Here is a 21,231-nt window from a genome sequence, read left to right as displayed (position 1 = left end):
GCGTCATGGGGGCGGGCGGCCGATGACTCTGGACGGTCGTCGTGACCGACGGGTAACCTGACATCTGAGCAAGCGCTTAGATTTGGGACCGCAACCATCAATTGAGGAACCCAGACGGCGCGCAACCAGGTACGCGAGAGCGGCGCCGGCTTAGGCGCAAGGAAGGTGGCGGCGGTGCGCCGTACGGTGTTCAACGAGGACCACGAGGCGTTCCGGGAGACCCTGCGGGCCTTCATAGAGGCCGAGGTCGTTCCCGTCTACGACGAGTGGTTCGCCGCGGGCCAGGCGCCGCGCGACTTCTACTACAAGCTCGCCGAGCTCGGCGTCTTCGGCATCCGCGTGGACGAGGAGCACGGCGGCGCGGGCATCGACTCGTACAAGTTCGAGGCCGTCCTGTACGAGGAGACCGCCCGCGCGGGTGTCTCCTTCGGCGGCTCCGGTGTGCACGTGCTGCTCGGCCTGCCCTACATCAAGCTGCTCGCCACCGACGAGCAGAAGAAGCGCTTCCTGCCGAAGTTCGTCTCCGGCGAGGAGATGTGGGCCATCGCGATGACCGAGCCGGGCACCGGCTCCGACCTCGCGGGCATGAAGACCACCGCCAAGCTCTCCGAGGACGGTACGCACTACGTCCTCAACGGCGCCAAGACCTTCATCACGGGTGGCGTGCACGCCGACCGCATGATCGTCTGCGCTCGCACCTCCGCGCCCACCAAGGAGGACCGCCGTCACGGCATCTCCCTCTTCGTGGTGGACACCAAGGCCGAGGGCTACTCGGTGGGCCGCAAGCTCGACAAGCTCGGCCTGAAGACCTCGGACACCGCCGAGCTGGCGTTCGTCGACGTGAAGGTCCCGGTCGAGGACCTCCTCGGCGAAGAGAACAAGGGCTTCTACTACCTCGGCCACAACCTCGCCTCCGAGCGTTGGGGCATCGCCTTCGGCGCGTACGCGCAGGCCAAGGCCGCCGTCCGGTTCGCCAAGCAGTACGTGCAGGAGCGGGTCGTCTTCGGCCAGCCCGTCGCCGCCTTCCAGAACACCAAGTTCGAACTGGCCGCCTGCCAGGCCGAGGTGGACGCGGCCGAGGCCGTCGTCGACCGGGCCACCGAGGCCCTGGACGCCGGTGAGCTGACCCCCGCCGAGGCGGCCAGCGCCAAGCTGTTCGCCACCGAGGTCGCGCACCGCGTCATCGACCGCTGCCTCCAGCTGCACGGCGGCTACGGCTTCATGAACGAGTACCCGATCGCCCGCCTGTACGCGGACAACCGCGTCAACCGTATCTACGGCGGCACCAGCGAGATCATGAAGTCGATCATCGCGAAGGACATGGGCCTTTAGGGCCCGCGAAGATCACCGGAAACAAGCGCACGATACAACTGACGCATGAGTCAGGCACTTGAGTCCCTGCTCGATCTGCTCGACCTGGAGCGGATCGAGCAGGACATCTTCCGCGGCCAGTCCCGCTCCGCCGTCGTCCCGCGCGTCTTCGGCGGGCAGGTGGCGGCGCAGGCACTGGTGGCCGCCGGGCGCACGGTCCCCGAGGACCGGCACGCGCACTCCCTGCACGCGTACTTCCTGCGTCCGGGGGACCCCGGCGCGCCCATCGTGTACACGGTGGACCGCATCCGCGACGGGCGCTCCTTCACCACCCGCCGCGTCGTCGCCATCCAGCACGGGCAGCCGATCTTCCACCTCTCCGCGTCCTTCCAGACGTACGAGGAGGGCATGGAGCACCAGGCCGCGATGCCGCCCGCGCCCGACCCGGAGACGCTGCCCACGGCCGCCGAACTGCTGCCGCTGTACGCCGATGTCATCAAGGACCCGTTCGTCGTCGAACGGCTCCTCGAAGCGCGCGAGTCCGTCGACCTGCGCTATGTCGACGCGCCTCCGTACGGCACGGTCGGCGAGATACGCGAACCGCACTCCCAGGTGTGGTTCCGCACCAACGGCAAACTGGCCGACGATCCCCTCCTCCATGTCGTCCTCGCCACCTACGTCTCCGACATGACGCTCCTCGACTCGATCCTGCTCGCGCACGGGCGCGGCGGCTGGGTGACCGGGGACGTCGTCGGGGCCTCGCTGGACCACGCGATGTGGTTCCACCGCCCCTTCCGTGCCGACGAATGGCTGCTGTACGACCAGGAGTCGCCGTCCGCCTCCGGAGGGCGCGGCCTCGGCCAGGCCCGCATCTACACCCAGGACGGACGGCTCGCCATCTCGGTGATCCAGGAGGGCGTGGTCCGCATCCCCCGGTAGGACCGGGCCTGCCCGGTGAGACTGACGGCGGGCCGACCCGGTAAGACTGGGGCATGGCCATGACTGGAGCGGGAGCCGGACAGCAGGACGACGACGGCGGCGGCGAGAGCACCTTCACGGTGATCGTCGCCGCCCTCGCCAATCTCGGGATCGCGGTGGCCAAGGCGGTCGCGGGCGTCATCAGCGGATCGAGCGCGATGCTGTCCGAGGCCGCGCACTCGGTGGCCGACACGGTCACCGAGCTGCTGCTGCTCACCGCGCTGAAGCGCAGCGAGAAACCGGCCGACGAGGACCACCCGCTCGGCTACGGACCCGAGCGCTACATCTGGGCGATGCTCGCCGCCGTCGCCACCTTCGTCGGCGGCGCGGTGTTCTCCCTCTACGACGGCATCCACACCCTCGTCGCGGGCGAGGAGCTGGGCGACCCCCTCGTCTCGTACATCGTGCTCGCGGTCGCCTTCCTGCTGGAGAGCTACTCCTTGCGCACCGGCGTACGCCAGGCGCGCGGGGAGGCGGAGCGTGTGGGGGCGCCCTTCAAGCGCTACCTCCGGCACACCCCGGACACCGCCGTGAAGGCCGTGGTCCTGGAGGACTCGGCTGCCCTGATCGGCCTCGTCCTCGCGGCGGGCGGCCTGCTCGGCGGACAGCTCACCGGCTCCGGCGTCTGGGACGGCATCGCGTCCGTCTGCATCGGTCTCCTCCTGCTGTACGTCGCCTGGGTCCTCGGCCGCTCCAACGCCGAGCTGCTGATCGGCCGCCCCCTCCCCAAGCCGATGCGGGAGCGGATCCGGGCCGAACTGCTCGCCGTGGAGCACGTCGAGGCCGTACTGGAGCTCACGACCCTCGTACAGGGGCCGCGCGAGGCGCTGGTCGCGGCCAAGGTCGACTTCAGGGACGTCTCGACCGCCGCCCAGATCGAATGGGCCTGCGAACAGGCGGAGGCCCGACTGCGAGAGGCGTTCCCCGTGGTGAGCCGGGTGTACCTCGACCCGACACCGGGCTACGCCCAACGCCGCCACGAGGGCCTGAACCCTTGGCCGTGACGGTGCCCCGGGGCGCTCAGTCGCGGCGGATCAATTCCGGGTTCACGCGGCGGCCGATCAGCGGGAGCGTGCCGAGCGCGGCCACCGCCACCGCGCCCACGGCAACGAGAGCGAGCGGCGCGAGGCCGGCACCGTCCCAGAACACCGCACCGCCGCCGGTGACGAGATAGCTGGACTCGGCGAGCTTGCCCGCCACGAGCGCCAGGGCCAGGCCGATGCCCAGCGGCAGCACGACCTGGGCACACTGCACGGCCCGCAGGGTTCTCGCGCGGGCCCCGATCAGGGAGAGCGCGGTGATGTGCGCGCGGCGCTCCACGGCCCGGTCCGTCACGGAGACCAGGAACGCAGCGATGCCGATGACCAGGCCCATGACCATGCCGAGTGCCAGCAGCGTCTCGATGACGGCGATCTGCTGCAGCCCGTCGATGTTGACGCCGATCGGGTTGACGTCGGCGGTCGGCGCCACGGCTCCGATGCCGTCCAGCACGCGGCGGACGGTGTCGGGCTGCGAGCCGCTGGTCAGCACGTACTGCGCCGAGGCCGGGCGTGCGTCGGCCGGCAGCGCGGACGGCGGGACGAGGACGGCGGCACCTCCGACCGCCGAGGGGTCGTACGCGCGATAGGCGATCGCGGCGGACGGCAGGGTGATCGACAAGGTCTTCTGCCGGCCACCCTGCTGGAAGCGGTAGGGGAAGGCGACCCCGGCGCGCACGCCCGGGTCCGCGGCCGTGTCGGGATCGGTGAGCCGCAGCACCCGTCCGTCCACACAGCCCTCTGAGTGCCGTACCAGCTCCTTCAGTTGGGCGCAGGTGGCGACAAGGGCGGTCGCCCGTGACTGGACGGCGGAGCCGGAGTAGCGCGGGTCGGTCCAGGAGTCCATCGTCAGCGCGTGCGCGCGGACACCCGGCACCGAGGCGAGGTCGTGTCGCTGGCGGTCGGTGAGGCCGGACAGCGCGATCGAGTAGTCCTGCGCTGGGCTGTCCGGCCGGGTGACCTGGTTCTCCTCGATCAGGATGCCCTGGGCGAGGGAGGCGGCGTACACGAGCAGGACGAGGCCGGTGACGACCCGCATGGTGCTGCCGGGCTCCACCTCGTTGCGGCGCATCGCCAAGTTCAGGGTCAGGGAGCGGGTCCGGTCGGCGAGGCCCCGGGCGAGGGCGTACGTGAGGAGCGGCAGGGTCAGTACGAGGCCGGCGCCGGTCAGCAGGACGCCCGCCGGGACGAGCAGCGCGGAGGGGCCGTCGCTGGAGGCAGGGTGAGCGGTAAGGCCGGTCACGCAGTAGCCGCTGACGATGCCCAGGCCGGTGACGAGCAGCAGGCCGCCCCACTTCGACGGGGGGCGCGGGACGGCGGTGCGGCGTGCGGCCAGCGGGTTGGCGGCCGCGGTGCGCGCGCTCGCCCGGCCGACGAACCAGGCGAGTGCCGGGCAGCCGAGCAGACAGATGGCGATCGTGGACGCGGACAGGGCGCCGTCCGCCGGGTACCACTTCAGGTCGGGCAGCCCGGTCCTGGACATCACCTGGTTGAGGACCCAGTACTCGCCGAGCCCGAGCAGCGCGCCGAACAGGGCCGCCACGACGGTCTCCGCGGCGTTCACACGCTGGGTGCCCTTGGCACTCAGGCCCAGCAGCCGCAGGGCGGCGAGACGCCGGGTGCGGCTGGCGGCGGAGAGCCGGGCGCAGACGGAGAGGAAGACGCCCAGGGGGAGCAGGACCAGGGTGGCGAGGGCGAAGCGGAGGATGGTGAGGGTGGAGGGGTCGACGGCCGGGGTCGGCGCGTAGCCGAGGTCGAAGCCGGTCAACGCCCTGCCCTTGTGGGCCAGTTCGGCGCGGGTGGTGCCGACGTACGCGTACAGCTCGTCGGGGTCGGTGAGGCCCGCGCCGCCGATGAGGCCTTTCTCGGTGCCCGGGAGCAGACCTTTGAGGGCAGGTTCGGCATGCAGCAGGTCGTGGACGCGGGGGGAGACGAACACCTCGCCGGGGGCGGGGAGCCGGGGCAGCCCGGGAGGAGCCTCTGCCGCCGTGTCCTTCCCGGTGCCGGGAGCGACGAAGATGCGGGTGAACGCCTTGGAGCCGTGCGGGTCCGAGCGTTCCAGGACGAGGGGCGCGCTCGTCGTGCGGGCTGCGGAGGTCCGCAGGGCCCGGGCGGCGGCGCGTCCGTCGTGGGCGTCGAGGATCGCCGGGATGGTGAGGACCAGGGCCAGGCAGCACACGCCGAGGGAGCCGCCGGTCGCCATCAGCAGAAAACGTACGCGGTTGCCGCGACCGGCGCCGAGCAGCAGCCGCAGTCCGAGCAGGAACTCCCTCACGCGGCGCTCCGGGGGGTGAGGACGCCGTCGGACATCGTGTAGTGGCTGTCGGCCTGCGCCGCGACCGCGGGGTCGTGCGTCACCAGGACGACCGCGGTGCCCTGGGAGCGGGCCAGGTCGAGGAACTCCTTGAGGACGGCGGAGGCGTTGGCGCTGTCCAGGGAGCCGGTCGGCTCGTCGGCGAAGACGACGGCGGGGCGGTGGACCAGGGCCCGCGCGACGGCGACGCGCTGGCTCTGGCCGCCGGAGACCTGCGAGGGGCGGCGGCCGCGCAGCTCGCCGAGCCCGAGCCGTTCGAGGACGGCGCCCGCGGCGGCGAGGGCGGGCTGCTTGCGCTGGCCGGCGAGGCGAAGCGGCAGGGCGGTGTTCTCCTCGATGGTCAGCTCCGGCAGCAACTCGCCGTACTGGAAGACGAATCCGAAGCGTTCGCGGCGCAGCGCGCTGATCTCTTCGTCGCCGAGGTCACCGAGCGACCGTCCTTCGAAACGCACCTGCCCGCGCTGGGCGGGAAGCACCCCGGCCAGGCAGTACAGAAGCGAGGACTTGCCGGAACCGCTCTGTCCGGTGACGGCGGCGACCTCGCCGGGGGCGACGGAGAAGTGGGCGTCCCGGACGGCGAGCTGATTGCCGTAGGAGAGGTCGACTCCCGTGGCGGAGAGGATCGCTGACGTACTGAGGATCTCTGACGTACTGATGGCTTCCCCCAAGAAGCGATCGGGCCCAGGTGTGCAACCTGGGCCCGGGTCAAGCGAGTTCGCTACCTGGCCCGGCAGTGCCTGGTCTACCTGGCCAGTGCCGGGTCTACCGGCTGTAGTGCTTGGTCACGGAGCAGTTGTCCGGGTGCAGGGAGCCCCGGTCCCGGCACACGCGTATGTACGCGTCCTGCGTGTACAGCTCGTCACCGCTCCAGTTGACGTAGTCGAGCGGAACGGACTTCTTCTGGGTGCCGTTGTAGCGGTTCCAGTCGTAGCCCTCGATGCGCACCTGCATGTAGACGTTGTGGCCGTCGCCGTTATCGGCGTCCTTGAGGTTGCCCTTCCACTCGAAGCCACCGTGCTTCGTGCCCGAGGGCCAGAAGGTGTACTGGCCGGAGTTGAACTCCGCGCCACCGGTGGTGAGCCTGGGGATGGTGTGCCACGAGGCGGCGATCGCGGATCCTGCCCCCATGGCGAAAAGGCCCGCTGCGAGGGCGCCTACTGCCAGCTTCCGCACTGTGTTCTCCCGTTTTTGTGTTCTGTTGTGAGCCCTGGCTGGTCAGGTCAGGGGCCTGGTGGCCCGGGTGGTCATGCCAAGGCCGCGGCGAAACGTAGCAACGGTGAACCGGCGGATGTGGGTGGGGAGTTGGTGTTCTGTCACCTCTGTGGCGGTTTGGGGTGCGGGGTATTTGCGATGATCTTGCTGTCGCTTGGCGGTCGTTTGCCGATTTATTGCCGCTTATTTGACCTGGGCATGATCTCCGCGTGCTCGGAGTGGCTCAGGCCAGACCGGCGGAAGTCAGCAGATACGCCGTCAGCGGGTCGTAGAAGCGAGGGCTTGTGACGTGGTCGTCGAGGGGGACCGTCACCTGGAGCGTGCCCTCGGACTCGGCGAGGAAGAGGGCCGGGTCGTTGCAGTCGGCGTAGCCGACGGAGTCGATGCCGAGCTGGCCCGCGCAGCCGGCCCAGCCGTGGTCCGCGACGACCAGGTCGGGCAGGGGCTGGCCCGCACCCTCCAGGCCCTTGAGGATCGCACGCATCGGCTCGCCCGAGTGGGTGTGCCACAGCGTGGCCCCGTGCTCCAGCACCGCCACGTCCGCGAACTGCATGACGTACCCCTCGTCCGTCTGCAGCCCGTCCGGAATGACGACGATCTCGCAGCCGGCGCCGCGCAACGCGGCGGCGGTGGCACGGTGCACGTCGAGCAGACCGCCGGGGTGGCCGGTCGCGAACAGCACCCGCTGCTCACCGTCCGCCGCCTTGCGCAGCCGCGCCGCCATCCGGTCCAGGGCGTCGATGGTCAGCTCGGGGTCGATGGTGTCCTGGCCGTAGCGGTACTCCGGGTCGTCGTTCACACCGCACCGCTCCGCCATCACGGCGAGCACGTCCTGCTCGTCGGTCCAGCGGTCGCCGAGTTCCAGGCCGAGCCAGAAGTTGCGGTCGCCGTTGGCGAGCTTGCGGTAGTGGGAGAGGTTGTTCTCGCGGGGCGTGGCGACGTCGCCCGCGATACGGGTCTTCACGAGGTGGTCGACGAGCTCGGCGCGGCTGGGGGTCCCGGATATCGGCATGCCACCCATTGTGCCGGGGCGCTCCGCTGGGAGGGTGGTTGTCCTGAACCGTGGGATGTGGGTCACTCGGCGTGAGATCGAGAGGCCAGGGTTGGGGGCGCCTTCGGGGTTCTCAGCTTTCCCTCAGTGCGAACCACAACTCCATCCGTACGTCCGCGTCGTCGAGGTCCGCCTCCAGCAACGTCGCACACCGTGCGGTGCGTTGGCGGACGGTGTTGCGGTGGACGGAGAGGGCGACGGCCGTGCGGTCCCAACTGCCGTGCAGGGAGAGCCAGGTGCGGAGGGTCTCGGTGAGGGCGGGGGTGGCGGCGATGGGGGCGAGGAGGGTGCGCGCGTGGGCCGCGGCGTCGGCCGGGGGCACGAGATCCGCCAGGGCGGGGCGCTCGCCGTGGCGGACGAGGGGCGTGCGGGTCGCCCGGGCGCGGGCCAGGGCGCGGGCCGCCTGCCCGTCGGCGGACGCCCACTCGTGCGGGCCGACCGCCGCGCTGACCCCGCAGATCCAGCCCTGCTGCGCGGTCGGCTCGCGGTCGCCGGGGACGAGGACGCGTACGACGCTCCCACCGGTGTCGATGAGCGCGGAGCCCAGTGCCGCCCCCAGCGCGGACGCGGCGACGGCGTCCGGCGCCGGGCCGTCCGCCACGGGGCGGGCGTGCACGACGGTCCACCGGTCCCCGCCGAGCAGCGGGGCCACCTCCTCGGGCGCGGCGCCCAGCAGGAGTCGTACGAGCGCCGCCGAGCGCGCCGAGCCGCTCCCGCTCTGCTGCTCCCCGGTGAGGAGGGAGAGCAGGACGGCCGCGACGGAGGCGATGGTGTGGTCCCCGGGGTCCCGGCGCGGCGCCGCGACTCCGAGGACGAAGCCCCGCCCGCCGCCCAGGGCGTACGCGGCCAGGTGGGTGCCGCCCACGGTGTCGGTCGCGGAGGAGGGGGTGGGAGTGGGGGCGAGGGGCGGAATGGGGCCCTGGGGGACCGCGGGCGGGGTTGCGCCGGGGCGTACGACGGCGGCCAGGGTGCCGAGTGCGGCCACGGGGCCGTCCTCGGGTGTTCTTCCCGCGCGGGCCAGCTCCGCGCCCTCCGGGCCGTACAGCACCGCCCAGCCGCCCACCCGCTGGGCCAGCTGCCGCAGCACCGCCGCCACCGGGTCCGGGCGCGCGGCGGCCGCCGCCAGACTCTGCTGGGCCTCCGTGACCCGCCGCAGTTCCGCCAGCCGGGCCTGCGCCATCAGCTGCCACACCGCGCGGGCCACGCCCGAGAAGGTGGTCTGGGGCGGGACCTCCAGCAGGGGCAGGTCGTAGGTGTCGCAGGCCGCGACCAGGGCGCGCGGGACCGTGTCGTGCACCGGCGCCAGGCCGAAGCCGAGCGCCGCGCCGCCCGCCGCCACGATCCGGGAGACGTAGTCGTCGAAGTAGGTGCCCGAGCCCGCCGCCTCCGGGATGTGCACCCCGGCGGTCAGCAGCAGCTCACCGCCCAGCAGATACGGGTACGGGTCCGCCATCTCCGACGTGTGCGCCCAGTGGATCACCGTGTCCGGGTCGACGGGGCCCGCGATGTGGCGCAGACCGAGGTCCTCCCGGGCCAGGAGGGCGGACAGCGGGACCGGTGGGGTGGGTGGAACGGGTTGGACGGGTTGGACGGGCGGGACTGGTGTGGCGGGTGTGGTGGATGCGGCGGATGTGTCCGGCACGGTGGACGTTCCCTCCATCCGGATCGGCTGCGATGGATGAAACGTACACTTCAGAGTCATCTTCCGGCCACCTAAGGTCAGTGCCGTCGGCAGCGGCGGGTACGGGCGTATGTCCCCGCGATCAGCTGCCGGACTCACGGCCGGGTATCGCTCGCCCGGCCCGCGTCCCCACGTCCATCTGCACGACACGCCACCGATGAGTGCGCGAAGGAGGGCCCCTTATGGCCGTCGACTACACAGTGATCGTCGTCTATCTGGCCGGCATGCTGGCCATGGGCTGGTGGGGCATGCGCCGCGCCAAGTCGAAGAGTGAGTTCCTGGTGGCCGGACGGCGCCTGGGCCCCGCGATGTACTCCGGGACCATGGCCGCGATCGTCCTCGGCGGCGCGTCCACCATCGGCGGCGTCGGGCTCGGATACCAGTACGGGCTCTCCGGCGCCTGGATGGTGTTCACCATCGGCCTCGGACTCCTCGCCCTCTCCGTCTTCTTCTCCGCCCGCATCGCCCGCCTGAAGGTCTACACCGTCTCCGAGATGCTCGACCTCCGCTACGGCGGCCGGGCCGGTGTCATCTCCGGTGTCGTCATGTGGGCGTACACCCTGATGCTCGCGGTCACCTCGACCATCGCGTACGCCACCATCTTCGACGTCCTCTTCGACATGAACCGGACGCTCGCGATCATCATCGGCGGCTCGATCGTCGTCGCGTACTCCACGCTCGGCGGCATGTGGTCGATCACCCTCACCGACATGGTGCAGTTCGTCGTGAAGACCGTCGGCGTGCTGCTGCTCCTGCTCCCCATCGCGGTGGTCAAGGCCGGTGGGTTCAGCGAGATGAAGGCCAAGCTGCCCACGGAGTACTTCGACCCGCTGGGCATCGGCGGCGAGACGATCTTCACCTACGTGCTGATCTACACCTTCGGCATGCTCATCGGCCAGGACATCTGGCAGCGCGTGTTCACCGCCCGCAGCGACACGACCGCCAAGTGGGGCGGCACCGTCGCCGGCACCTACTGCCTGGTGTACGCCCTCGCCGGCGCCGTCATCGGCACGGCCGCCAAGGTGCTCTACCCGACCCTGCCCAGCGCCGACACCGCCTTCGCGACCATCGTCAAGGACGAGCTTCCGGTCGGCGTTCGGGGCCTGGTGCTCGCCGCCGCCCTCGCCGCCGTGATGTCCACGTCCTCCGGCGCCCTCATCGCCTGCGCCACCGTCGCCAACAACGACATCTGGGCCAAGCTGCGCGGGGCCGTACGGCCCCGGGGGGACGACCACGACGAGGTCAAGGGGAACCGGGTCTTCATTCTCGTCATGGGCATCGCCGTGATCTGTACCGCCATCGCGCTCAACAACGTCGTCGAGGCGCTGACCGTCGCGTACAACCTGCTCGTCGGCGGTCTGCTCGTCCCGATCCTCGGCGGACTGCTGTGGAAGCGCGGGACCGTGCACGGCGCGCTCGCCTCCGTCGTCGTTGGCGGGCTCGCGGTCGTCGGCCTGATGGCGACGTACGGCATCCTTGCGAACGAGCCCGTCTACTACGGGCTGCTGTCCTCGCTGGCCGCGTACGTGATCGTCTCCCTGGCCACACCCGCGACCGACCCGGCGGTCCTGGCCGCCTGGCGCGAGCGGCTGGCCGGGCGCGGCGCGGATGCCGAGGCCGAGGCCGAGCCGACGGCCGTGGTCGCCTAGCCGCCGTACCGCACCCCAGCCCCCGAAGAGTTTCGGCCCGGCCGCCGCACGGCGACCGGGCCGGGCGGCCCCCGGTCGGCGGGGTCCGCGACACTGGAAGACGCATCACCCGTACCCACGCATTACTCACCACTCGCACCACGCATCACCCGTACCACCTGGAGGAGTCCGACGATGAGCAGCACCGAGTTCCCGGCAGCAGGCGGCAGTGAGCCACGCGGCCCCGTCGACTCGTCCCGCGTCCCGCGGTACGCGGGCCCCGCGACCTTCGCCCGGCTGCCGCGCCTCGACGAGGTCGGCCGCGCCGACGTCGCCGTGGTCGGCGTGCCCTTCGACTCCGGGGTCTCCTACCGGCCCGGCGCCCGCTTCGGCGGCAACGCCATCCGCGAGGCCTCCCGCCTGCTGCGCCCGTACAACCCGGCGCAGGACGCCTCCCCCTTCGCCCTCGCCCAGGTCGCCGACGCCGGTGACATCGCGGCGAACCCGTTCAACATCAACGAGGCCGTGGAGACGGTCGAGGCCGCGGCCGACGAGCTGCTCGGCACGGGCGCCCGCCTGATGACGCTGGGCGGCGACCACACCATCGCCCTCCCGCTCCTGCGCTCCGTCGCCAAGAAGCACGGCCCGGTGGCCCTGCTCCACTTCGACGCGCACCTCGACACCTGGGACACCTACTTCGGCGCCGAGTACACGCACGGCACCCCGTTCCGCCGGGCGGTGGAGGAGGGGATCCTGGACACGGAGGCCCTCTCCCACGTCGGCACCCGCGGCCCGCTGTACGGCAAGCAGGACCTCACCGACGACGAGAAGATGGGCTTCGGCATCGTCACCTCGGCGGACATCTACCGCCGCGGCGCCGACGAGGTCGCCGACCAGCTGCGCCAGCGCATCGGTGACCGTCCGCTGTACATCTCCATCGACATCGACTGCCTCGACCCGGCGCACGCCCCCGGCACGGGCACGCCGGAGGCCGGCGGCATGACCTCCCGCGAGCTGCTGGAGATCCTGCGCGGACTGTCCTCCTGCAACCTGGTCTCCGCGGACGTGGTCGAGGTCGCGCCCGCGTACGACCACGCCGAGATCACGGCGGTGGCCGCGTCCCACACGGCGTACGAACTGACGACGATCATGTCCCGCCAGATCGCGGCGGCCAGGGCTCAGGAGGCCGGGAACAAGTGACTCACGACCACGACCTGGTGCTCCGTCCGTCGGCGGCGCAGACGGAGGCCGCGCTGAATCCGCCCCCCGGCCGCAACGGCGGAGACCTGGTCGTGGAGACCCTCTCCGGTCTCGGTGCCACGACCGTCTTCGGCCTGCCCGGCCAGCACGCGCTCGGCATGTTCGACGCCTTGCGCCGGTCCTCGTTGCGGTACATCGGGCTGCGGGTGGAGAACAACGCGGGGTTCGCGGCCGACGCGTACGGCCGCATCACGGGTGAGGCCGCGCCGCTGCTGCTCTCCACCGGCCCGGGTGCGCTGACCTCCCTGGCCGCGCTCCAGGAGGCCGCCGCGGCCTCCGCCCCGGTCCTAGCCATCAGCAGCCAGATCCCCACCGCGGGACTGGGCGGCGGACGCCACGGCTATCTGCACGAACTCCCCGACCAGTCGGCGTCGTTCAGGGGTGTCGTCAAGTCCGTCCACACGGTCCGTACGCAGTCGCAGATCCCCTCCGCGATCGCGGCGGCCTGGGAGTCGGCGCTGACCGTCCCGCACGGCCCGGTCTGGGTGGAGATCCCGCAGGACATCCTCCTCGCCGAGACCCACCTGCCGCAGGTCACGGCGATGGACGCGACCCCGGAGGACGTCGTCCCGCGCCCCGAACTGACGGCGCTGGCGGCGCACTTGCTGTCCTCGGCGGCCCGCCCCGCGATCATCGCGGGCGGCGGGGTCGTACGGTCGGACGCGTCCGGCAAGCTGAGGTCGCTGGCGGAAAAGCTGAACGCGCCGGTCGTCACCACCTTCGGCGGCAAGGGCGCCTTCCCCTGGACCCACCCGCTCTCGCTCCAGTCCTGGCTGGAGGACCGGCACACCACGGACTTCCTGGAGGACGCGGACGTCCTGCTGGTCGTCGGCTCCGGCCTCGGCGAACTGTCCTCGAACTACCACACGTTCAAGCCCCGCGGCCGGGTCGTCCAGATCGAGGCCGACCTCGGCAAGCTGGAGTCCAACCACCCGGCGATCGGCATCCACGCGGACGCCAGGCTCGCGCTCTCCGCGCTCCTGGAGACCGTCGAGGACCGCCCCGACCCGACGGCGGCGGACCGCGTCCGCACGCTGCTCGACCGGGTGGGGGAGCGCATCGCCGCCCAGGAACTCACCCTGGAACAGGAGGTGCTGGCGTCTGTGCGCCGGGCCCTCCCGGCCACCTCCCCGTCCTTCTGGGACATGACCATCCTGGCGTACTGGGCGTGGTCCGCCTTCGACCCGCGCGGAAAGAACACCATGCACTCCGCCCAGGGCGCGGGCGGCCTCGGCTACGGCTTCCCGGCGGCCCTCGGCGCGGCGGCGGCCGATCCCACCCGCCCGGTCCTCGCGGTCTCCGGCGACGGCGGCGCGTTGTATTCGATCGCCGAACTCGCCACGGCGAGGCAGTACGACCTGAACGTCACCTGGCTGATCGTCGACGACGGCGGCTACGGCATCCTGCGCGAGTACATGACCGACGCCTTCGGCCAGGCCACGGCCACGGAGCTGACCCGCCCCGACTACGTGGCGCTGGCCGAGTCCTTCGGCGTCCCGGGGGTCCGTACGACCCCCGAGACACTGGAGGAGGACCTGGCGAAGGCCCTCACAAGCCCCGGCCCGTCCGTGCTGCTGCTCCCGGCGGTGCTGCGGATGTTCGAGCCGACGCATCTCGGGAGCTGACGGCACGGTCGACCGGCTACGGCCCGGTGGCCCGGGCCGTAGCCGGTCGACCGCCGGCGCGTCCGTCTACCAGATCGCGTCGACCCACTCCGGGTGGTCGATGAACGGGTTGCGGTTGTGCTGGTAGCTGTCGTAGATGACCTGGTTGCGCTTCTCCTCGAAGGCGCTCGGCGGGTCCTCGTCGCTCCACTCCTTGAGCACGGAGAGCTTGCCGATATATGGGTTGCTTCCGTTGTTCACCTTCTCGTTGGGCTCGAGGTCGGCGAAGCCGTCGCCGCCGTCGTAGCGCACCGCCATGTAGAGGATCATGCGGGCCACGTCGCCCTTGTCCGCGTCACGCGGCTCGAACGAGTCGGAGTCGGTGAGGCTGCCGCCCCCGCCGCTGACCGTGCTGCCGCCGTTGTCGAAGTCCTTGTTGCCACGGATGCTGTTGACCTGGACGTCCGCGGGACGCAGGTGGTGCAGGTCCGTGCCGGGACCGGTCACCTCGCCGAAGTCGCCGTGGGACTTGGCCCACGTGTGCTCGCGGTTCCAGTCGCCGACGTCTCCGCCGTTGAGGGACTTGGCGCGCGAGACGCCGCTGTACAGCAGGATCACGTTGTTGCTGTTGTTCGGGTCCTGGTCGGTGACCATGAGCGCGTTCCAGACCGCGGAGTACGAGATCTTGGTCTGGCTGCTGATGATCGTGTGCAGCGAGGACTTCAGGCTGCTGCCGGTCTTGCCGACCGCGTTCTTGTAGTACGTGCTGTCGTACGCGGTCGTCGTGGCACTCGCGGGAGTGGCGGTCATCGTCGGCAGGGTGAGGCCTACCAGGACGGCTGAGGTGGTCAGCGCCAGCGTCTTCCAGCGGCGTATGTGCGTGGCGGGCATGGTGGGGGCGTCCGTTCTACGCGGGTTGATTGAGCGGGCAACCGGAGCGGCATGGACATGCGTTTCAGGGAATGAACGGAGCGTGTCGGTTGGGTGACGGAAACCGGCAAGTGGCTTGTTGTGCGCGCGATCTGACACGCCGGAAGGCCCCCGCTCATGGGTCGCATGGGCAGGGGCCTTTCGGCGCTTGAGGACCGGTCAGTTCACGTCGGACGGGTCCAGACGGTAGAGCGTCGAGGCCGACTGGGCCGACTGGCCGTTCTCCGACTCGGAGCCCGTGGCCGAACTCGACTCGGACGACGAGGTCTTGCTGTAGGCGCTCTCCTTCACCGCGGTGGCGTTCTTCTGCACCCAGGCGGTGACCGCGGAACTGGTGCTGTTGTTGCCGCCCATTCCGCCGCCCATGCCCGAGCCGCCGACCTGGATGTAGTGAAGCTCGCCCTTCTTCACCAGCTCCTTGAGCCTGGCGACCGTCATGCCCTTGTCGGTGCCGGTGAAGCCGTACATGGAGATGACGGGCTTGTGGGTGCTCAGGATCAGCTGTCCGGCGCTCTGCGAATTGGATACCGCGAGCAGCCACTTGGCGCCGTCCTGGTGCTTCTCCAGGTACGAGATCAGCTCGCTGCTGGTCTCGCCGCCCATGCCGCCACCGCCGCCGAAACCGCCGCGCTGACCGCCCGTGCCGCCCGGGGCCGTACCGTTCTCGCCACCGCCCTGGCCGCCCGGGAACTCGCCGTTCTGGCCGCCCGTGCCGCCGCCGGGGAAACCGCCGTTCTCGCCGCCCTGCGGGGCGCCGCCGGGCAGTTCGGCGGTTCCACCGCCGCCGGGCGCCTGGCCGCCCTCCTGGCCGGCCGCCTGGCCGCCCTGCTGGGTGCCGCCGGGCATCTCGCCGCCGCCCGGACCCCCCGCGTTGCCGCCGGGGCCACCCCGTCCGCCGCCGAAGCCGCCTTGGCCGGTGGACGGTCCGGCGGTCGGATTGGTGCCGCCCATGCCGCCGCCCGCGCCGCCTGCACTGGCCGGGACGGCGAACGAGTACGCCGCCGGGCCCGCGAGAGCCGCGACGACCGCCGCCGCCAGGGACGCGGCCAGCAGCCGTACGCGGTTGCCGGAGCGGAGGACGAACAGGCCGACGACGGCCAGCGCCATGACCACCGCGATGGCCGGCCACAGCCAGGTGTTCCAGTCGGTGGCCCGGCGCAACAGCACGACCGCCCAGATGCCGGTGACCGCGAGCCCGGCGGGCAGCACCCAGGACCAGCGGACGTCACCGCCGCGGAAGGCACGGAACAGCATGACGCCGCCGCCACCGCACAGGGCCGCGATGCCAGGGGCGACCGCGGTCGTGTAGTACGGGTGCATGGTGCCTTCGGCCGTGGCGAACGTCAGGTAGTGCAGCAGCAGCCAGCCGCCCCACAGCACCAGCGCCGCACGGGTCGGGTCGATGCGCGGGGCGCGCCCGCACAGCACGAGGCCGCCGGCGAGGGCGATGCCCGCGAAGGGGATCAGCCAGGAGATCTGGCCGCCCAGGATGTCGTTGAACAGCCGGCCGAGGCCCGCGGAACCGGAGAAGCCGCCGCCACCTCCTCCGCCACCGCCGTTGCCCTCGCCGCCGAGGACGCGGCCCAAGCCGTTGTAGCCGAAGATCAGGTTCCAGGCGGTGCCGTCCGTCGAACCGCCGATGTAGGGACGGTCGTCGGCGGGCACCAGCGAGACGGCCGTCGCCCACCAGAAGCTGGACACGGCCAGGGCCACGGCGGCCAGCAGCAGGTTGCGGATCCGCTTCGCCCAGCCGAGGTGCGACGCGTACAGATAGACCGCGAAGACGGCGGGCAGCGCGATGTAGCCCTGGAGCATCTTCGTGTTGAAGGCGAGCCCGAAGCAGACCGCCGAGCCGAGCAGCGGCAGCAGCCTGCCGTCGCGGGTCGCGCGCAGTCCGAGGGCCGCGCCCGACACCATCAGGAGGAGGAGCAGGGTGTCGGGGTTGTTGTCGCGGTTGATGGCGACGGTGATCGGGGTGAGCGCGAGCACGAGCGCGGCGAGCGCGGCGGCGGCGTGGCCGAACACCCGCTTCACGGAGGAGTGCAGGATCCAGATCGTGCCGAGGGCGGCCACGATCATCGGCAGCATCATCTGCCAGGTGCCGAAGCCGAAGATCCGGCACGACAGGCCCATGACCATGAGTGCGAGCGGCGGCTTGTCGACGGTCAGGAAGTTGCCCGCGTCGAGCGAGCCGAAGAACCACGCCTTCCAGCTCTGGGTTCCGCTGTAGATCGCGGAACTGTAGAAGCTGTTGAGGCCGGAGCCGGACAGGTTCCAGGAGTACAGCACCGTGGCCAGCGCCATGATCGCGATCAGGGCGGGGAGGGACCAGCGGGGCGCTTTCTCCGGCGGGCCGGACTGTGTCTCCGGTGGTCCGGACCGCGCGGAAGGCGGCGAGTCGGTGTCGGCCGCGAGGGGCGCGGAGGCGTGGGGATGCGGATCGGTGGCAGACGTCACCACTGCACCGTGCCGGGGCGTGATGGGTGCGCACTGTGGTCTGCCTGGGGGTCAGCTGTGGATCCGAACGAAGCTCACCCTGGTGGTCATGAAGATCAACAAGGGGACGGGTGGACACAAGGGGGCATGGGTGCTGTTCACTCTCAAGGCGTCCTGGTGCCTGTCGTCCGACTCCGTGCGGAACCCTGACCCCTGACCCCTGACGTCGTCGTGAACCTGGAGCGTTCGCCGTGCCCTCTGTGGAACAGCAGTTCTCGGGATTCCTGCTGCTTCTCGATCGTTTCCAGAAGCAGCTGGCCGAGTTCATGCTCGGCGCCTACCTGGCGTGCGACTTCGGCAGCGATCCCGGAGACGACGGCGATTCGGCACTCAGCCCGCAGGTACGGCTCGACGTCGTGGACGGCTCACCGCAGGTGACGCTCGACCATGCCATCACCTGGATGGACCTGACCCGCGACCAGGAGCTGAACGAATACCGTCTCGCAGTGACCCTCACCTTCACCGGGGTGGGGATCGCGGTGGAGGCGTTCGTCCGGCTCGACCTGGAGCGGGACATGGGCGAGTGGCCGGCCGGGGTCCACACCCCGTACCGGCAGCATGCCGACGGCCTCGGCCTCGACGAGGCGCTCGCCTTCGTCGAGGCCCGGGTCGAGGAGATGTGCCGCCGCTACGACGACGTGGCCAGGCTGGGCCTCACCTCACGGGAAGACAACTCCGAAGGGACCGTCCAGTGAAGCCCACGCTCGTCCTGCTCGTGCCGGGCTCGGAGCATCGAGAGTTCATGGCGGTGATCAGAGCACTGGGAGTGGTGAATCGTCCCGATCCGCAGTTCGACTTCCTTGAGCTTGAAGGTGAGAATTACCAATTCTCGTTCTCGGGGTGTGTGATCGAGGATTTTTCCCCGGAAGAGCTCGAAGAAGCTTCCCAGGTGGCGCCGGATCCGTTCGCGATCCTCATGGCATACGAGGATGCCAAGTCGGCGAAGGCTCTCCTGGGGAGGCTGATTCGCAACCGGACCGGGGTTGTCGACACCAACTACGGAGAGTTGATCGAGTTCTCTGAATTTGCGCGCCGCATGGACAGCGAGCCGGAGTGGGACTGGCGGTTCGGCGAATGACGCCCCCCAACGCCCCGGACCGGCTTACTCGCTTTGTGGAGCGCCTGGGCGCGATGGTCGGCGCGGAGCCGGACATCCAGGAGGTCCCGCCTCGCGAGCCTGGCGACGGCGAGGTGTTCGCCCTCGTCTTCGCGGACGTCCCGGAGCCCGGCTTCGTCACCGGGTTCACCTACGGGCTGTCACCGTGGCAGCGGGCGAACGGGCAGCCACCTGCCCGTGAACTCTGCATCACGATGCGTTCGGGCGATCAGGCATGGGCGAGGGTTCCTGCCCTCGCCGTTGCCGCCTTGCGCGGCTTCTGCCCGTTCTCGCCAGGCGGGGTGATCGGCTACATGAAGCCGTACGTGGCAGGTTCGGGCCTGAGCAGCCTGGTCCTGGCCGGCCCCGCGCCCGCCCTCGCGCTCCCCGAAGCGATCGACCTCGCGGACTCCGGCGCGACCCCGGAGGATCTGGTGCGGATCGTCGGGGCCTACCCGATTCACGCCTCGGAGCGGGAAGCCATCCGCTCCCGGGGCCCCGCAACGGTGTGGGACTCGAGATGGGACCCGTATGACCCCGGCCGTCCAGCGGTGGTCTGACACCGCGGGATCCGTCGTCCGAACAGACCACCGGCCGGGGCTTCGGCCCCGACCGGTTGCTCAGGCCGGGAACCTTCCGCGCTTGACCGCCGCGACGAACGACGACCAGTCCGCGGCCGAGAAGACCAGCGCGGGGCCGTGCGGGACCTTGGAGTCACGCACGGGGATGCCGGAGGGGTGGTGGTCCAGTACCTCGACGCAGCTGTTGGCTTCGGTTCCGCTGTAGGACGACTTGCGCCAACCGCTCAGTATGTCTGCGCGCGAGATGGTGTGCTCAGTCATGGTGCCCATAATCCTTCGCTGTCGCCCTCAACAGGGCAAGTGACTCTTGCAGCGGCAACGCGTCGCTCAGTGCGAGATGGTAGGCGCCCTGGAGTCGTTCGACGATGGCGGGGGAGTCGTGAACCTTGCCGAACTGCAGGCCTTCGGAATAGGCCACCGGAGGCTGGTCCTCGAACCACATCAACGTCAGCATGCTGTTCAGGATCTGGTACGCGCCCACGGTGTACGGAATCACATGTGTGCGTACACGCTTGGTCTCGGTCAGGCGGACGATGTGCATGAGCTGCTCCGCCATGACCTGCGGGCCACCGACCGGGCGTCGCAGGACTGCCTCGTCCAGTAGCGCCCACACTACGGGCACCACAGGGTCGGTGAGGATCCTTGAGCGCTCAAGCCGTGTGACAACGGCCCTGTCACATTCCTCTTCACTCGCAGGGGGGTATCCGACGCTCAGAAGGGAACGCGCGTACCTTTCCGTCTGCAGGATGCCAGGCACGAAGGTGGGCGCGAACTCACGGATCACCGTCGCCTGTTGTTCGAGATACCGGGCTGCCTCGAAGTAGTCCTCTACTGCCACGTTCTCCTGTGGCAGGAAACTACTCAACACATTCCCCGTGTTCAGAGCCCTGTCCAGCCGTCGCGCATCCTCCCGGGAGGGAATCCGGCGCCCCGCCTCGATGTGCGCGATGTGCGAACGGGTCATGACCGCCGCGTCGGCCAGCTGCTGTTGTGTCAGCCCCGCCGTCTCGCGCTGCTGCTTCAGCCAGTCACCGTACGTGCTGGTCATGGCCAACTCCCTTGTGACAAATGCCTGGTCACATCCCACCCCCTGGCGAGCCTAGCCCGACCCGTCTCACTCTGTAAGTGGACCGCTACGCAAAGCGATGTCCCTGCGCCTGAACCCAACGGAGTTGACGACATGAGTCACCGAGTCGCCCGCCTCTTCGAGCCGCTGTTGCGGCTGCTGTTCCCCGGCTCGGGGCGCCGCCGTCGCGCGGCCACCGTCACCGCTCCGGCGTACCGAGGTCCCACCCTCTTGTACGCCCCTGGTCGGACGACCCGCCGCGTTGGTTCTCGACCTCTGCGCGGCGAGGACCACGAGATCGTCCGCCCCTACCTCGTCGCCCATGAGCGGAGCGAGGAGGCGCGAAGGCAGCGGGCCCGGCGGCGCGCCCTGTGGCTGGCCGTGCACGGCGTCGACATCGGGCCGCGGCTCATCCACGGTGTGGAGGTGGCCCCGTGATCACCGGCGGGACGAAATCGGTGCGGCTGCTCCCGTGGTCCGGCGAGGGCGGCAAGCCCTGCTATCTCGTCGGCGACGGGACCGGCTACCTCTCCCGGGTCGCCGACGCCATCGAGGGCGTGCAGCTGGGGATGTCCGCCGCACTCCTCGACCATGCGGCCGACATGCTCGACGACCACAAGGTCACTGCCGCCCAACTCCGCTTCCTGGCAGCCCGCATGGCCGAGGCGCTGCGTGACGTACACCGCATCGCGGAGAGCAGGGGAGCCCGCCTTCCCCTGCCGGCCCCTGACGGCCCTGAAGGCCCTGACGGCCCTGAGGGCGAGGGCGAGGATGTGGGCGAGGATCTACGGGACCGGTGCCCACCGTCGGGTTTCGGGCTCGGATGAGGCGGCGCGCAGCCCGCCGCCCGTCACTCACCGGAATCCTCCAGATGCCCTCTGCCACCAGATCTCGAACTTCCCCACCTCGCACTTCCCTCCTGGGAACACGCGTACAACTTTCGGCTACCTGAACGAGTCATGAGAGGCGAGTGCGCCACAGGCGCG

20 protein-coding genes are annotated in these 21,231 nt (G+C 70.6%); 11 read left to right on the top strand and 9 right to left on the bottom strand.

Translation table 11 applies throughout. From position 1 onward, the window contains the following. The first annotated feature begins 174 nt into the window (after positions 1–174). From OG798_RS21925 to OG798_RS21915, 3 genes are read left to right on the top strand one after another with little or no spacing between them, the layout of a single operon-like run. Positions 175–1,332 (top strand): acyl-CoA dehydrogenase family protein, encoded by a 1,158-nt coding sequence (locus OG798_RS21925; protein WP_054232884.1) that lies wholly within the window; start codon positions 175–177, stop codon positions 1,330–1,332. A 45-nt stretch (positions 1,333–1,377) separates the two neighbouring features. Then, on the top strand, positions 1,378–2,250 hold the full coding sequence (tesB, locus tag OG798_RS21920) for an acyl-CoA thioesterase II (RefSeq protein WP_095854511.1): 873 nt from the start codon (positions 1,378–1,380) through the stop codon (positions 2,248–2,250). A gap of 53 nt (positions 2,251–2,303) precedes the next feature. Next, a complete protein-coding gene (locus tag OG798_RS21915) occupies positions 2,304–3,293 on the top strand; it encodes a cation diffusion facilitator family transporter (RefSeq protein ID WP_257039438.1) in 990 nt (329 codons plus the stop codon). 16 nt (positions 3,294–3,309) lie between these two features. On the opposite strand, the gene OG798_RS21910 is transcribed toward OG798_RS21915, so the two are convergent. The 5 genes from OG798_RS21910 to OG798_RS21890 form a co-directional block, all read right to left on the bottom strand. Next, complete coding sequence (locus tag OG798_RS21910; protein ID WP_328757566.1) at positions 3,310–5,601, bottom strand: FtsX-like permease family protein; 2,292 nt, start codon at positions 5,599–5,601, stop codon at positions 3,310–3,312. After that, positions 5,598–6,308, bottom strand: coding sequence for an ABC transporter ATP-binding protein (locus tag OG798_RS21905; protein ID WP_229888821.1), 711 nt, complete (start codon positions 6,306–6,308; stop codon positions 5,598–5,600). The genes OG798_RS21910 and OG798_RS21905 overlap by 4 nt, the downstream gene beginning before the upstream one ends. Positions 6,309–6,402: 94 nt before the next feature. After that, on the bottom strand, positions 6,403–6,768 hold the full coding sequence (locus OG798_RS21900; protein WP_075029295.1) for a hypothetical protein: 366 nt from the start codon (positions 6,766–6,768) through the stop codon (positions 6,403–6,405). 307 nt (positions 6,769–7,075) lie between these two features. After that, positions 7,076–7,864: a phosphatase gene (locus OG798_RS21895; protein WP_095858054.1), complete on the bottom strand. Its 789-nt coding sequence runs from the start codon at positions 7,862–7,864 to the stop codon at positions 7,076–7,078. 112 nt (positions 7,865–7,976) lie between these two features. Next, positions 7,977–9,563 (bottom strand): PucR family transcriptional regulator ligand-binding domain-containing protein, encoded by a 1,587-nt coding sequence (locus tag OG798_RS21890; protein WP_328757563.1) that lies wholly within the window; start codon positions 9,561–9,563, stop codon positions 7,977–7,979. Between the two features lie 203 nt (positions 9,564–9,766). Between OG798_RS21890 and OG798_RS21885 the strand changes: the two genes are divergently transcribed. The 3 genes from OG798_RS21885 to OG798_RS21875 all read left to right on the top strand — a co-directional run bounded on the left by OG798_RS21885 (position 9,767) and on the right by OG798_RS21875 (position 14,097). Continuing rightward, positions 9,767–11,233 (top strand): sodium:solute symporter, encoded by a 1,467-nt coding sequence (locus tag OG798_RS21885; RefSeq protein WP_328757562.1) that lies wholly within the window; start codon positions 9,767–9,769, stop codon positions 11,231–11,233. A 174-nt stretch (positions 11,234–11,407) separates the two neighbouring features. Further along, positions 11,408–12,412, top strand: a complete 1,005-nt coding sequence (gene speB / locus OG798_RS21880) for an agmatinase (RefSeq protein ID WP_095854515.1) — start codon at positions 11,408–11,410, stop codon at positions 12,410–12,412. Continuing rightward, positions 12,409–14,097, top strand: coding sequence for a thiamine pyrophosphate-binding protein (locus tag OG798_RS21875; RefSeq protein WP_095854516.1), 1,689 nt, complete (start codon positions 12,409–12,411; stop codon positions 14,095–14,097). The genes speB and OG798_RS21875 overlap by 4 nt, the downstream gene beginning before the upstream one ends. A gap of 66 nt (positions 14,098–14,163) precedes the next feature. Here OG798_RS21875 and OG798_RS21870 read toward each other — a convergent pair whose 3' ends face one another. After that, positions 14,164–14,967 carry an endonuclease I family protein gene (locus OG798_RS21870; protein ID WP_095854517.1) on the bottom strand — a complete coding sequence of 268 codons (804 nt, stop codon included), beginning with the start codon at positions 14,965–14,967 and terminating at the stop codon, positions 14,164–14,166. Between the two features lie 198 nt (positions 14,968–15,165). Beyond that, the gene (locus OG798_RS21865; protein ID WP_443053814.1) at positions 15,166–17,463 is read right to left on the bottom strand and encodes a glycosyltransferase family 39 protein; all 2,298 of its coding nucleotides are present in this window, start codon (positions 17,461–17,463) and stop codon (positions 15,166–15,168) included. A gap of 230 nt (positions 17,464–17,693) precedes the next feature. Between OG798_RS21865 and OG798_RS21860 the strand changes: the two genes are divergently transcribed. Genes OG798_RS21860 through OG798_RS21850 form a run of 3 tightly spaced genes read left to right on the top strand, consistent with a single transcriptional unit; the run spans position 17,694 to position 19,158 of the window. Further along, the gene (locus tag OG798_RS21860) at positions 17,694–18,197 is read left to right on the top strand and encodes a hypothetical protein (RefSeq protein WP_147474202.1); all 504 of its coding nucleotides are present in this window, start codon (positions 17,694–17,696) and stop codon (positions 18,195–18,197) included. Continuing rightward, the gene (locus OG798_RS21855) at positions 18,194–18,580 is read left to right on the top strand and encodes a hypothetical protein (RefSeq protein WP_267061874.1); all 387 of its coding nucleotides are present in this window, start codon (positions 18,194–18,196) and stop codon (positions 18,578–18,580) included. Before OG798_RS21860 ends, OG798_RS21855 begins: the two co-directional genes overlap by 4 nt. 35 nt (positions 18,581–18,615) lie before the next feature. Then, a complete protein-coding gene (locus OG798_RS21850; RefSeq protein ID WP_328757561.1) occupies positions 18,616–19,158 on the top strand; it encodes a suppressor of fused domain protein in 543 nt (180 codons plus the stop codon). 60 nt (positions 19,159–19,218) lie between these two features. On the opposite strand, the gene OG798_RS21845 is transcribed toward OG798_RS21850, so the two are convergent. Together OG798_RS21845 and OG798_RS21840 are read right to left on the bottom strand one after the other, a co-directional pair. Then, positions 19,219–19,440 (bottom strand): DUF397 domain-containing protein, encoded by a 222-nt coding sequence (locus OG798_RS21845; RefSeq protein WP_328757560.1) that lies wholly within the window; start codon positions 19,438–19,440, stop codon positions 19,219–19,221. Then, positions 19,433–20,227: a helix-turn-helix domain-containing protein gene (locus OG798_RS21840; RefSeq protein WP_328757559.1), complete on the bottom strand. Its 795-nt coding sequence runs from the start codon at positions 20,225–20,227 to the stop codon at positions 19,433–19,435. The genes OG798_RS21845 and OG798_RS21840 overlap by 8 nt, the downstream gene beginning before the upstream one ends. A gap of 132 nt (positions 20,228–20,359) precedes the next feature. On the opposite strand from OG798_RS21840, the gene OG798_RS21835 reads away from it, so the two are divergent. Both OG798_RS21835 and OG798_RS21830 read left to right on the top strand, forming a co-directional pair. Next, positions 20,360–20,683, top strand: a complete 324-nt coding sequence (locus OG798_RS21835; protein ID WP_095854522.1) for a hypothetical protein — start codon at positions 20,360–20,362, stop codon at positions 20,681–20,683. Then, positions 20,680–21,072 carry a hypothetical protein gene (locus tag OG798_RS21830; protein WP_328757558.1) on the top strand — a complete coding sequence of 131 codons (393 nt, stop codon included), beginning with the start codon at positions 20,680–20,682 and terminating at the stop codon, positions 21,070–21,072. Before OG798_RS21835 ends, OG798_RS21830 begins: the two co-directional genes overlap by 4 nt. The last annotated feature ends 159 nt before the right edge of the window (positions 21,073–21,231 follow it).

It is taken from the genome of Streptomyces sp. NBC_00271 (assembly GCF_036178845.1).
Taxonomy (GTDB): Bacteria; Actinomycetota; Actinomycetes; order Streptomycetales; family Streptomycetaceae; genus Streptomyces.
The sequence above is the reverse complement of the archived record's forward strand: the minus strand, read 5'-3'. Positions and strand labels throughout refer to the sequence as shown.

Coding starts and splice junctions, on each gene's coding strand:
- tesB (WP_095854511.1), top strand. CDS start 1,378: ATGAGTCAGGCACTTGAGTCCCTGCTCGATCTGCTCGACCTGGAGCGG.
- OG798_RS21915 (WP_257039438.1), top strand. CDS start 2,304: ATGGCCATGACTGGAGCGGGAGCCGGACAGCAGGACGACGACGGCGGC.
- OG798_RS21900 (WP_075029295.1), bottom strand. CDS start 6,768: ATGGGGGCAGGATCCGCGATCGCCGCCTCGTGGCACACCATCCCCAGG.
- OG798_RS21895 (WP_095858054.1), bottom strand. CDS start 7,864: ATGCCGATATCCGGGACCCCCAGCCGCGCCGAGCTCGTCGACCACCTC.
- OG798_RS21890 (WP_328757563.1), bottom strand. CDS start 9,563: ATGGAGGGAACGTCCACCGTGCCGGACACATCCGCCGCATCCACCACA.
- OG798_RS21885 (WP_328757562.1), top strand. CDS start 9,767: ATGGCCGTCGACTACACAGTGATCGTCGTCTATCTGGCCGGCATGCTG.
- speB (WP_095854515.1), top strand. CDS start 11,408: ATGAGCAGCACCGAGTTCCCGGCAGCAGGCGGCAGTGAGCCACGCGGC.
- OG798_RS21870 (WP_095854517.1), bottom strand. CDS start 14,967: ATGCCCGCCACGCACATACGCCGCTGGAAGACGCTGGCGCTGACCACC.
- OG798_RS21845 (WP_328757560.1), bottom strand. CDS start 19,440: ATGACTGAGCACACCATCTCGCGCGCAGACATACTGAGCGGTTGGCGC.
- OG798_RS21840 (WP_328757559.1), bottom strand. CDS start 20,227: ATGACCAGCACGTACGGTGACTGGCTGAAGCAGCAGCGCGAGACGGCG.
- OG798_RS21835 (WP_095854522.1), top strand. CDS start 20,360: ATGAGTCACCGAGTCGCCCGCCTCTTCGAGCCGCTGTTGCGGCTGCTG.